The sequence below is a fragment of the Mucilaginibacter sp. P2_A4 genome, from assembly GCF_056405015.1.
In genome coordinates this window covers 291,445-303,306 of record NZ_JBFUCX010000007.1, presented here as the reverse complement: position 1 = coordinate 303,306, position 11,862 = coordinate 291,445, and the positions used below count along the sequence as shown (strand labels likewise).

10 protein-coding genes are annotated in these 11,862 nt (G+C 41.4%); 4 read left to right on the top strand and 6 right to left on the bottom strand.

Going from position 1 to position 11,862, the window contains the following annotated elements; translation table 11 throughout:
- Positions 1-32 precede the first annotated feature (32 nt).
- Both AC1DYB_RS15405 and AC1DYB_RS15400 read right to left on the bottom strand, forming a co-directional pair.
- On the bottom strand, positions 33-593 hold the full coding sequence (locus AC1DYB_RS15405) for a histidine phosphatase family protein (protein WP_477436213.1): 561 nt from the start codon (positions 591-593) through the stop codon (positions 33-35).
- A 42-nt stretch (positions 594-635) separates the two neighbouring features.
- Positions 636-917 carry an ATP-dependent Clp protease adaptor ClpS gene (locus tag AC1DYB_RS15400; protein ID WP_295714888.1) on the bottom strand — a complete coding sequence of 94 codons (282 nt, stop codon included), beginning with the start codon at positions 915-917 and terminating at the stop codon, positions 636-638.
- A 113-nt stretch (positions 918-1,030) separates the two neighbouring features.
- On the opposite strand from AC1DYB_RS15400, the gene AC1DYB_RS15395 reads away from it, so the two are divergent.
- Positions 1,031-1,903 (top strand): hypothetical protein, encoded by an 873-nt coding sequence (locus AC1DYB_RS15395; protein WP_477436211.1) that lies wholly within the window; start codon positions 1,031-1,033, stop codon positions 1,901-1,903.
- A 74-nt stretch (positions 1,904-1,977) separates the two neighbouring features.
- On the opposite strand, the gene AC1DYB_RS15390 is transcribed toward AC1DYB_RS15395, so the two are convergent.
- From AC1DYB_RS15390 to dcd, 3 genes are all read right to left on the bottom strand, one after another.
- Positions 1,978-4,371, bottom strand: coding sequence for a hypothetical protein (locus AC1DYB_RS15390; RefSeq protein WP_477436209.1), 2,394 nt, complete (start codon positions 4,369-4,371; stop codon positions 1,978-1,980).
- A gap of 67 nt (positions 4,372-4,438) precedes the next feature.
- Positions 4,439-7,165, bottom strand: coding sequence for a TonB-dependent receptor plug domain-containing protein (locus tag AC1DYB_RS15385; protein ID WP_477436207.1), 2,727 nt, complete (start codon positions 7,163-7,165; stop codon positions 4,439-4,441).
- Between the two features lie 255 nt (positions 7,166-7,420).
- Positions 7,421-7,957: a dCTP deaminase gene (gene dcd / locus AC1DYB_RS15380; protein WP_295721395.1), complete on the bottom strand. Its 537-nt coding sequence runs from the start codon at positions 7,955-7,957 to the stop codon at positions 7,421-7,423.
- Between the two features lie 200 nt (positions 7,958-8,157).
- On the opposite strand from dcd, the gene AC1DYB_RS15375 reads away from it, so the two are divergent.
- From AC1DYB_RS15375 to AC1DYB_RS15365, 3 genes are all read left to right on the top strand, one after another.
- The gene (locus AC1DYB_RS15375) at positions 8,158-8,802 is read left to right on the top strand and encodes a 4'-phosphopantetheinyl transferase family protein (protein ID WP_295721393.1); all 645 of its coding nucleotides are present in this window, start codon (positions 8,158-8,160) and stop codon (positions 8,800-8,802) included.
- Positions 8,802-9,557, top strand: coding sequence for a lipoyl(octanoyl) transferase LipB (lipB, locus tag AC1DYB_RS15370; RefSeq protein ID WP_477436204.1), 756 nt, complete (start codon positions 8,802-8,804; stop codon positions 9,555-9,557). Before AC1DYB_RS15375 ends, lipB begins: the two co-directional genes overlap by 1 nt.
- 68 nt (positions 9,558-9,625) lie before the next feature.
- Positions 9,626-10,291, top strand: coding sequence for an SGNH/GDSL hydrolase family protein (locus AC1DYB_RS15365; protein WP_477436202.1), 666 nt, complete (start codon positions 9,626-9,628; stop codon positions 10,289-10,291).
- Between the two features lie 45 nt (positions 10,292-10,336).
- On the opposite strand, the gene AC1DYB_RS15360 is transcribed toward AC1DYB_RS15365, so the two are convergent.
- Entirely contained in the window at positions 10,337-11,764 is a 1,428-nt protein-coding gene (locus AC1DYB_RS15360; RefSeq protein ID WP_477436200.1) for an L-serine ammonia-lyase, read from the bottom strand.
- Positions 11,765-11,862: the final 98 nt, after the last annotated feature.

Sequence of the window (11,862 nt, the reverse complement as noted above, 5' to 3'; positions counted from 1 at the left end):
TTAGCAGCTTCTATTTTATTATCTCCCCAACTTTAAAAACCACAATTGGCTTCTGGTTTTATTCCCTCTTTATCAATTGTTAAAATAGGCTGGCCTTTTTTATAAGTTACAATCCATATGCTATCAAAATCATCATTGGGCCACTGCTGGCCTTTAACACTGATGCCTAATGCTTTTATAGCAGGCTTAATATAGCTATGCTCCCATACTATAAGGATAGTTCCCTTTTTACCTTGCAGTTCAGCAACCAAATTATTTACATCTTCCTCTTCAAAACTGCTGTTGATGGCTAAATTGTACTTAATGGCAAAAGGCGAAACGGTTTGAAACATCCGCCCGCGTGAGGTTGACTTACCGGGATGCGTAGACGGAATATAAATATGGCTTACCGGACCAAATTTTGCTTTTAAAACTTCGGGTAATTTTAAGGCCCTGTTTAAACCCATACATGAAAGGTTATCCCCATCTGCAGGTTTCTCTGCATGCCTTATAAATATCAATTTCAGGTTTTTACTTTGAGCATCGGCACGGTAAGCACCGCAGCACATTAATAGTAAAATTGTAAGGGGGAATATTATTATTCGTTTAATCATACAAAGGAACAATGTACTATTGGTAAAGCCCCAACTGCAAAACTACTCAACACTTACAGTCAATCCTTCTTGTTGCAATATCTTCCGGTATATCTCCATCTCGGTAAACGAACCTTCTAATACAGCGCATTTACCTTCATTATGCACTTTCCAGGCTATTTTTTCAGCTTGAGGTTCGGAGTAGTCAAGATACTTCATCATGCAATGGATTACGTGATCAAACGTGTTAAAATCATCGTTCCACAATATAAGGCGGCGAACTTCTTTAAGTCCTGCCAGTAATTCTTCGAGGGTAAATGTTTCTTCCTGTGTTTCAGTTGGCATACGTAACTACAAAATTACTCAAAAACAATAATAAAAAAGCTAAAATCGTGTTCAATTACCTTAAAAAGCTTGCTGTAACAGTATAGATACTAAACCCCGAACACCATAAACTCATGAAAAAAATTGCCACTTGCATTATTATTCCCCTGGCCGCTCAATTATTTACAGCAACTATAGTGAACGCCCAAGCCGCCAAAACCAGCCAAAATACATTGCAACCTCCGCCTAACGCCATAAAAATTGATGGCGATTTGAAAGACTGGGGCGATAGTCTGCGGTATTTTAACGAAGAAAAAAAACTAAACTATGCTTTGGCCAATGATAAAACTACACTTTACGCAGCCATTCGCATTACCGATAAAATGGACCAGATGCGCACCCTTAATGCTGGCATTACCTTAAGTATTGATACCAAAGGGAAGAAGAAAGAAACTTATTCACTAACGTTCCCGCTGGCAGAACCAGGCACCAAGCCCGATTTTGGCAAAAAGCCAGACGACAATACAGAAATTACCCAGCAAGACCGTGACGACCTGATGCGTGAGCGCGTAACCAAACTACGTGACATTAAAGTAGTTGGCTTCAGCGATATTGAAGGTGATATGATCACGACCTCAAACACTTATGGTATTAAAGCAGCGATTGACTACGATGCCGAAGGTAACCTGGTTTATGAATTGGCAATCCCCCTGCATTTTTTCCATTCGGGAGATTTGGCTAAAACCGAATGGGCTTTCAACTTCAAGATCAACGGCATCCAAAAGCCTAAGGCCGGCGAAGGTGCAGAGGGTGGCGACCACTCAGGCGGTGGATTTGGTGGCGGTGGCCGTGGCGGAAGAGGCGGTGGTGGTGGAATGGGCGGCGGCGGCCGTGGTGGCAGAGGTGGCCGCGGCGGCGGTATGGGTAGCGGTGGCGCGGAGGGAGCCCACAATGAGCTATCCAAATCGACTGATTTTTGGGAGAAGTTTTATCTGAGTAAAAATTAATTAAAAGCAACACGCCCGATAATCCGTTAAAAAACGGCCTATCGGGCGTATTATATAGTGAATGGCTATTAACACTATTCCACTTTATAAGTTAAAACCTGGTGGCCAATATTCCCATCCGTATCAATACCTTCAACGGTTATGCGATAAGTTCCTTTAGTGTCCGCATTAAAGAATGATAAGCTTGTGTTGCCATCTTTATCAGTTATAATATCAGGTTTCCAATAAATGGTGGTTCGCAGATCATTGGTTTGCATAACGGTTTTAGGCCCCTCATACTTTGGCGAATAAAACTCCCGTGCCTTGTACAGACCGTTGGATGGATAAGTGATTACATCAGGCGTTTCTTGCCGGGTATAAAGGCCCTGCCCCCGTTTACTGGTAATTACAATAACATTGCCCACACCAGTAAGTAAATCAACCTTACCAGTTGTTCTTAAAACTTCAATAGATTCAACATCTGATGCAAGTATGGTTCCAAAAAGCTCAGGAGGTATAATAGAACCATCAAGTAATATATTCATTACTGTTTTCGGGTCCCTTGATGTATAAGGCAATCCGTTTTGAAAAGTAATTCCACGCAAACGTGTTGTAAGATAAAAGCTAAGGGTTTCGCCGCTTGCATCTTTAGGAAACCCTCTCAAAATCTGATCAGGATCAATCGCTCCCCATCTTGATGGTTCTTTTTCTGCTTTTATAGTAACTTCCTTTAATGAGATAAGGCGTTTATCCAAACTCAACTTAAGTTGCTGGTTCAATGATTTTTGATAAACAGACAGGGTGTCCCTATCATATACATTTGTATGATTACCGGGCTGCGTTTTAAAAGGCGCCATGGTGTCAATGCTGGTTACCAGATTTTTTTTATCAAAGCCAGTTCTGCCTTGTATAACATATTTAAGTGTGCTATCGGGATCAGTAACAAGATCTTTAAATACAAACCTTCCTTTTTCGTTGGTTAACGTATCTTTTTTAAACCAACCGCCTTTTGTTTTATACATTAAAACTTTTCCTTTAGACACAGGTTTGCCACCGTTGGTTTTTAAATAGCCGGTTACTGTTAATGCTGTTTCGGGGTCAAATAAAAGTTCCGGTTTTTTTCCGTTCATTACCTGTTTCCATTCAAAGCGGTGAAAGCCCTGGGTAAGCATCAGCAGGTCAAGATCGGCCCTTGTTTTATCACTTATGTTGGTGAAATAATAATCAGGATTTTCAATGTAGCCTTTAATATCCGAGGTAAGCAGTAGATTACTCAATATGGAATTTTCGGAGATTCCTTTAGTACCCGCTAAATCTTCATTAATAACCGCGGCAGAAAAACTACCTACAACCGGTTTACTATCCTTGTCGGCCACTTTAATCGCGATGTTCACCTTTTGCCGGGTGGCATAAACTTCCTTTGCGGTACTTATGCCAAGCTTCAACTGGTCGTTATGCTGAATAAAGGCAATACGTTCATTAAGCGGTTCACCGTTTTCTGCAAATAAGGTAAACTGCACTATACCCGTGGGGAACCGGTGCTTATCTATCCGGGTAGTAAAGCTTTGCGATAATAGTTTAAAATCGGCAGTATAATAAACCTTAGCACCTGCCTGGGCCAGCAGGTAGTACCTTGCGCCTTTTTTCGTGTCAAATAATTTTGCCGACGATGCCACCCTGATACTTATACTATCCGGTTGACTATTATTAACGGCAATAGCAAACCCATCATCCTGCGCTTTTGGCAAACTTACGGTAAACTGTTTGCCATCCTTACGGGTTATTTTGGCTTTGTAATTTTTACCTGCTTGTGGTATTATCGCAAATACTCCCATCCCCAAATGTTGCGTGCTGAATACCGCTACCTCATTACCGTCATTATCAATTATGGAGCCGTCGATATCTTCAGCTATGCCCTTTGTGCTGATAGCCTTTACAGCCACTTTTGAGCGCAAGCCGTTTATAATAGCACCTCCCTCGGGAAAAAACTGAACATCCGGATCACCGCCCGCCTTTTGTTTCCTTTTGATAATTGATAGTTGTGTGTCGCTTACAATAATTGATTGATCAAAGAAATAATCAGCAGCAAAATTGCGCATCCAATTGGTATAGGCACGTATTTGATAACTGCCGGGCCTGGTTAAAACAGGCAGCGCAAAATCGCCCCAACCTATACCTGTACTTAGGGGTATAGCTATCCTGTTTATTACAGAATCTTTATCGGTAAGTAATTCAACATGTACTATATTACTAATGGCTGATAAACCATGATTCTCGCCCGCAACCGTATATGCCTTAAACCAGATGGTATCGCCAGGCATATAGGCTTGTTTATCAAGATGCAGGTAAACCTTCTCTACCGGGTTCGCCAACGAATACCTATCAAGCGAATTTATAGTGTGGGCTAAAAAAGCACTATCCGTTTGGGCAAAACCTTTAAAAGCAACAAATAAAAGACCTGTTAAAATACAAGTAAAAATAAATTTCATATCAACTGAAAATAAAAAGCAAGAATTGGGATAACAGATGCCGTTAATAAAATATCACCCGGCCGTACTACTCAACTTTATAGGTATACACCTGGTGGCCCAAATTACCATCAATATCTATTCCTTCAATTAAAACCCTGTAGGTGCCTTTGGCATCAGCATTAAAGAACGATACTGTAGCATTGCCATCTTTATCTGTTAAGATATCTGATTTCCAATAAATGGTTGATCGCAGGTCCTGCATCTGCGTATTTGTTTTGGGATCATCATATTGCGGCGAATAAAATTCCCTTGCTTTATAATACCCTTTTGGCGCATAAGTAACCACGCCCGGCGCATATTTATTATATCCACTGCCATCTCCGCCCCGCCTTGTTGTAATTACCAACACCCCGCCATTTCCCCTGAAACCGTATATAGCTGTATTACCAATTGTGCGTAAGACCTCAACGCTCCCTACATCATTTGTATTTAAAGTACTTAAATAATCGCTCTCTACCGGTATACCGTCAACCATTATGGTCATTGGTGTACTCTGGCTGCGGGTTGAATACGGTACCCCGTTTTTAAAGATCACGCCAAATATTTTCATTTGCAAGGTGCTGACAAAATTAGCGCCAAAATTTTCGAAATCTTTATAGGTAAGTACCTGGTCGGCATTACCGGGGCCATTTAAATTATTGGAGTTTTTAACCAGTTCTTTCTTATCTTTCACATCCCGTACAACAACCTCTTTTAACAGAATAGTATGGTTGCCAATACCGTATTTAATATCCTCGCTATACTTGTTTTTACTGTTTTTAAGGTATGCAGAAAGTCCGTCGCTTATATTTACCTGGATGTCGGCCGCGTTTTTATTTTTCCCGGAAGCCTGCGGGATAACCTTATCCAGTTCGATATCAATACTTTTACGATCCTTTGCCGTACGGGCCTGTACAACAAACCGGATGCTGTCCCTGAAAACAAGATCTTTAAAAACAAAATTACCTTTGGCATCAGATACGGTATCAATTACAAAAACTCCGCCCGATGTGGTAAACAATGTTATTTTACCTCCTGCTACAGGCTTGCCCCAAAGGCTCTTTAAATGCCCCGATATCTGCAATGTTTTTTCGGGCTGAAAAACTATAGGGTCAAAACTATCATCCAATAACTTTTTCCATTCAAAGCGGCGATAGCCCTGGGTTAATAGCAGCACATCCAGATCAGCCTGCGTTGTTGCATTTATATTATGAAAATAATAACCTGGTTTTTCAATGTAACCTTTCAGATCAGACGTGAGCAATATGTTCGAGAAAATACTTTCTTCGGCCGTTTCATCTACAGAAACCTTCGACAGATCAATAACAGCTGCCGAAAAGCTGGCGCTTACGGGTTTACTTTGATTGTTTTTGGCATTAAGGCTGATGTTTACCTTTTGGCGGGGAGCATAGGATTGCTTATCTGATGATATGGAAAGTTTAAGTTCATCGCTGTTCCTTACAAACACCAAACGCTCATTTAATGGCACTCCTTTATCATTAAACAGGGTAAACTGCACAATGCCCGATGGGAATTTACTTTTGGGCACCACAGTAGTAAATGATTTACCACCATCGGCGCTATTGCCTGCATAATAAATTTCGCCGCCACTTTGGGCAACCAGCATCAAACCGCCTGTAGGTGTATCAGTGGCCAGCAGATCCTTGCCCGGCAATATTTTCACAGCGATGTCATCATCGTAAGAATTATCAATACTCAAAACATACCCATTATCTATTGCCTTGGGCAAATCAAATACCCCTTCAGAACCATCGGCATAGGTAACGTGGGCTTTATAGGTTTTACCGCTAAACGGAATCAGCTTCAAAACGCCCATCCCCAAATGTGTACTGCTAAATGTGGCAACCTGCTGGTTTTGATCGTCAACAACAGTTCCTTTAATATTAGCGCCTAAGCCATCGGCGCCCACAGCCTTAAAAGCAACCTTTGAATTTATGCCATTAACCAGGCTGCCGCTTTCCGGAAAAAACTGAACGTCAACTTTATTGGATACCGCTTTTATCGCCACTACTTTTTCAACTGTTTTTTTATCAGCAAGCTTTACAGTGGTTACAATGTGCCCGGTTGCGGCTATATCGCCGGTTGTATTGATAAAATCAGACTCCAGATTCCCTTTATCATCGGTAATACCCTTGCCCTTAAAAATAGTTTTCCCGTTTAGCTCAACATGGTAACTTACCTCTTTAGCTTTATAGGGTTCGCCATTTATATCTGTATAGTTAATTAGCGCGTTTACTTTTTGCTTCCCGTTTTGAATGCTGTAGGTAAATGCGGTTTTAGTGAAAACGGTATTATTAATACTATTAACAACAGTGAAGGTTTTATCAAAAAAATAAGCCTCGCTTTCATTACGCATCCAATTGGTATAGGCACGAATGTGGTAAGTGCCTTCTTTCATCGAATCGGCAAGGGCAAAATCACCGCTGGCCAACCCGCTTGTTAACGGAAGTTTAATGCTGCGTTTTATGGAATCATTTTCGTCTATCAGGTCAACATTCAATATTTCGCTAAGAGCCGATAGCTGGTGCTTGCTACCAATAGTAACATAGGCTTTAAACCAAATATCATCCCCTATGGCGTAGTTGGGTTTATCAAACTGCAGGTAAACTTTTTCCTGCGGATGATTGGCCCGCCACTTATAAAGCTGATCAACCAGTTTATGTAAAAGATCATCGCCCGGACCTGTAAAACCTAAAATAGCTGTAATGATAACAGTTATTAATAAACCGATGGTTAATTGTTTATTTTTCATCAAGGTAAATAAAATTCAATCTACAGAAATATTGTAATACTGTTATAACAAGTATGTTACCGACTTATAAGTGCAAATTTTTGAGTATTCAGATGCTGGGCATGATGAGCGCCGTGAAGATAAAGTTCGTTTTTCATAATTAGGTTAGGTTATTAAGTTGCCGATTTGACAATGGCGTTAAATAAAGGTTTAATGTAATAAAAAATAAATTTCATTACACCATCAAAACCCAAATATAAAACCTGCCGCCGCAGCTTAAAACTTATTCTTCCACATCATGCTTTCAACCGGTCGGGTGGTAGGGTTGTTGTATTTGGCGTTGCTTTTGGTGTTATACAGGGTTTCAATTTCACCCTCCACAACAAAATATATTAGCTGCCCAATAGGCATACCGGGGTAAATGCGTACAGGTTGCGCGCATGAAATTTCCAGTGTCCAGGTGTTACAAAAGCCAACATCGCCTTTGCCGGCAGTGGCATGTATATCAATACCCAGGCGGCCTGTGCTCGATTTTCCTTCCAAAAAAGGTACGTGCTTGTGTGTTTCGGTGTACTCTACTGTTACCCCCAGGTAAAGGGTATTTGGCTGCAAAACAAAACCTTCTTTTGGTATTTCAAAGCTATCAATCTCGTTATGTTTTTTAGCATCAAGCACCCTATCGCGGTAAGTAGCCAGGTGTTTGCCCAAATGCACATCATATGAATTGGTGCCAAGGCAGTCGCGCTGAAAGGGTTCAATTATTATTGTTCCTTTTTCTATTTCTTCGAGAATGCGCTTATCAGATAATATCATAGCCTGTTTTTGGAAGGGCCTAAATTATAAAAATTAAAACAAAGGCACCGGTAATTATCCAAGCATTGTTAAAATCGGCAAAAGCGCAAGAATGATTGAATATCATATTAAAAATCAATACTTTACAAATATGATACGGCAATTATTATAATTAAAATTATTTCACATAAGTTTGCATCCAATTTTGCAATTTTACTTTTATGGCGATAGCATACAGGCAGCGTATTGATGATGATACAGAGTTTGCACTCTGGAAAATTGAGGAGGAGGCTAATGACCTGTATGTGCAGCTACAATTAAACGACGAGGAAAAAGCCTTTGTTGAAAAACTGAGCAAAGGCAAACGCCACCTGCACTGGCTGGGCACACGCGTACTGCTACGTAAGATGCTGCGTACCGATGAATATATTGACTGCAGAATTGACTCGCATGGCAAGCCTTACCTGGTAAACCTCCCCTACCATATCTCGTTAAGCCACTCATTTGACTATGCCGCCGTGATGATTAGCAAAACCCATAAAGTGGGGATAGATATTGAGCAGATTCAGCAAAAAGTGGAACGCATTGCCAGTAAATTTATGCAACCCCAGGAACTTGCTTTTATTAACAGTAATAAAAAAATTGAACACCTGTACGTTTGCTGGTGCGCCAAGGAAGCCATTTACAAATGCAACGGGCAAAAGGAGGTATCATTTGCCAATAATATTATTTTGGAGCCTTTTAATTTTGAACACCATGGCGCGTTAAATGCCAATTTGCATAAAAAGCACCTTAACATTGATTATACGGTGGGCTACATGCAGTATGAAAATTATATGATTGGTTATGTTAAAGGGGATATGTGATGAAAAATAAAAAAGTTTTTTTCCAGGATTGGGGATTGATAGATTACCAGCAAGCCTGGGACAGGCAGGAAGATCTGTTCTCGACCACGGTGAAAACCAAACTGGATAACCGCAACAACGAAATAGCTTATAGCGAAGCTGCTAAAAGCCTGGTTCCTGCGGATGCCTATGAGCCTTTTGTTGCCGACGAGACCTCTAATTACCTGGTATTTTGCGAACATCCGCACGTATACACTTTAGGCAAAAGCGGCAAAGCCGAACATTTACTGTTAGACGAGGAAGGACTGAAAGAAAAACAGGCCGTTTATTATACCATTAACCGTGGTGGTGATATTACCTACCATGGCCCGGGCCAAATTGTATCTTACCCCATACTTGATCTCGATAACTTTTTTACCGACATCCACCTTTACCTGCGCACGTTGGAAGAAGCGGTTATCCTCACCCTTGCCGATTATGGTTTGCAAGCCGGCCGTTACCCCGGCTATACCGGTGTTTGGTTTGATGCCGATAACGAAAAGGCACGTAAAATTTGTGCTATGGGTGTGCGCTGCAGCCGCTGGGTAACCATGCATGGGTTGGCGTTTAATGTAAATACCAATCTTGATTACTTTAAAAACATAGTGCCCTGTGGCATTGATGATAAGGCCGTAACCTCCATGCAACAGGAGCTTGGCCACGAAGTTGAAATTAATGAAGTTAAAAAAATCCTAAAGCATCATATTTCCGTATTGTTTGATATGGAGATGATGTAATGAAAGCACTATTTTTAATTCTATTTTCGATAAGCGCGCTATCCGCGTGCACAAAAAAGACTGATTCAATGCAGAATAACAGCAATAACTCTACAACTACGCCGCCTGTTGTAGTGCCCGTAACTATTAAAGACACTTTAAGCTACCTTGCCCTTGGCGATTCATATACCATTGGGCAATCAGTTACGGCACAGGAATCATTCCCCTACCAGCTTGCTGCCCAATTACCCGATTTTAAGGTGACCGAGCCGCATATCATAGCCCGGACCGGCTGGATAACCGATCAATTGATATCCGCAATAAATGATGCCAATGATATAAAAGGTAAAACCTATGATTTTGTAACGTTACTTATTGGCGTTAATGATCAATATGGAGGTTACAGCCAAACCAACTACCGGGTTAAATTTGTACAGGTTTTAAATACAGCCATCAAGTTTGCAAAGGGCAATCAGAAACATGTGTTTGTGCTATCCATCCCCGACTATGGTGTTACGCCTTACGCCCATGGCGATGATGGCAAAATTGGCCCGGAAATAGACCAGTTTAACGCTATTAACCTTGAAGAAAGCAAGAAAGCCGGTGTTAACTATATTGATATTACCCCTATATCCAAAGAAGCCGCTTTTGATCTTACCCTACTGGCTAATGACGGCCTTCATCCATCGGCCAAAATGTATAATATGTGGGTTCAAAAGCTTGTGCCTGAAATATTAAAGCAGTTTAAAAAGTAAGTTGCCAACCAATAAATCCAACTCCCCCTTCAGGGGGCTTGGGGGCTAACATTCCGGCAAGCTGATAGGAATATTAATAGCCAGTCCTCCGTCAGATGTTTCTTTATATTTCGAGTTCATATCCAACGCTGTTTGCCACATGGTTTTAACCACGGCATCCAGGCTTACTTTGGCTTTTTCGGGATTACTCTGCAAGGCCAGTTGCGATGCGGTGATCGCTTTTATGGCCCCCATCGTATTCCGTTCGATGCAGGGGATCTGTACCAGGCCGCCAATGGGATCGCAGGTAAGGCCAAGGTGATGTTCCATAGCTATCTCGGCGGCCATTAATACCTGCCTTTGTGTGCCGCCCAGGCATTCCGTTAAAGCGGCAGCTGCCATTGCTGATGATACGCCTATTTCTGCCTGGCATCCACCCATCGCTGCAGATATGGTAGCTCCTTTTTTAAATATGCTCCCTATCTCTGATGCGGTTAGTAAAAACTGGATAACCTGCTTATCGGTATTACAATCGCAAAAAATAATAAAATATTGCAGCACAGCTGGTATAACACCGGCGGCACCATTGGTTGGGGCGGTTACAACACGGCCAAAAGAGGCGTTTTCCTCATTAACAGCCAGCGCGAAACAACTTACCCAATCCAGTATATTTTTAAAGCTTCCACCTGTTTTGCGGATGGCGGCAACCCATTCATCATAATTTGAATAGGTATTACTACCAATCAGTTTACTGTTTAGTTTAAAAGCACGCCTTGCCACGTTTAAGCCGCCGGGTAACTGACCGGTAGTGTGGCAACCACGATACATACATTCTTTTAACGCTTTAAATATATTTAAAACTCCCAAATGGGTTTCCTGCTCGCTGCGCCAGGCCAGCTCATTTTCCATCACCACTTCGGATATCTTTAAACCGGTTTTCATGCACCAATGGAGCAAGTCGGCAGCGGTATCAATCGGGAATGGCAGATCGACTTCATTTTTTGATTGTGCCGATGCACCTTCCTTTACCACAAAGCCGCCACCTATAGAATAATAAGTTTCTGATATCGCCCTGCCATTACTCAAAAACGCCTGAAAAGTTACGGCGTTGGGATGGAAAGGTAAACTTTCGTTAAACAAAAAAAGCAGGTCATCAGCCACAGAAAAATTAATCGACCTTGTTCCGCCTAATATTAATTGATGCGATGATGTTATATGATCAATTTTAGGAGTGATCTGGTCAACCTCAAAAGTTACAGGATCATCGCCGCTAAGACCCAACAGAATGGCAATATCAGTACCATGGCCTCTTCCGGTTTTAGCAAGGGAACCATAAAGCAATATCTTCACCTGTTCAACCATAGGCAGTACCTCCTGTTGTTCAAGCGATTGTACAAATTGCTGGGCAGCGCGCCAGGGGCCAAGCGTATGCGAACTTGATGGGCCTATCCCTATCTTAAACATGTCAAATACCGAAATCTGTTCTCTTTGCATCAGGTCAAAATTAAAAATAATATATCATTGAAGCTTTGTAATAAATATGATAGATGGGGTAATTTTTAGTTAGAGGCCGTCTAAAAATGACTATTAAA

Bases quoted from the DNA above. Each gene is read 5' to 3' on its own strand.
- AC1DYB_RS15405 (WP_477436213.1), bottom strand. From the start codon at position 593: ATGATTAAACGAATAATAATATTCCCCCTTACAATTTTACTATTAATG.
- AC1DYB_RS15400 (WP_295714888.1), bottom strand. From the start codon at position 917: ATGCCAACTGAAACACAGGAAGAAACATTTACCCTCGAAGAATTACTG.
- AC1DYB_RS15395 (WP_477436211.1), top strand. From the start codon at position 1,031: ATGAAAAAAATTGCCACTTGCATTATTATTCCCCTGGCCGCTCAATTA.
- AC1DYB_RS15390 (WP_477436209.1), bottom strand. From the start codon at position 4,371: ATGAAATTTATTTTTACTTGTATTTTAACAGGTCTTTTATTTGTTGCT.
- AC1DYB_RS15385 (WP_477436207.1), bottom strand. From the start codon at position 7,165: ATGAAAAATAAACAATTAACCATCGGTTTATTAATAACTGTTATCATT.
- dcd (WP_295721395.1), bottom strand. From the start codon at position 7,957: ATGATATTATCTGATAAGCGCATTCTCGAAGAAATAGAAAAAGGAACA.
- AC1DYB_RS15375 (WP_295721393.1), top strand. From the start codon at position 8,158: ATGGCGATAGCATACAGGCAGCGTATTGATGATGATACAGAGTTTGCA.
- lipB (WP_477436204.1), top strand. From the start codon at position 8,802: ATGAAAAATAAAAAAGTTTTTTTCCAGGATTGGGGATTGATAGATTAC.
- AC1DYB_RS15365 (WP_477436202.1), top strand. From the start codon at position 9,626: ATGCAGAATAACAGCAATAACTCTACAACTACGCCGCCTGTTGTAGTG.
- AC1DYB_RS15360 (WP_477436200.1), bottom strand. From the start codon at position 11,764: ATGCAAAGAGAACAGATTTCGGTATTTGACATGTTTAAGATAGGGATA.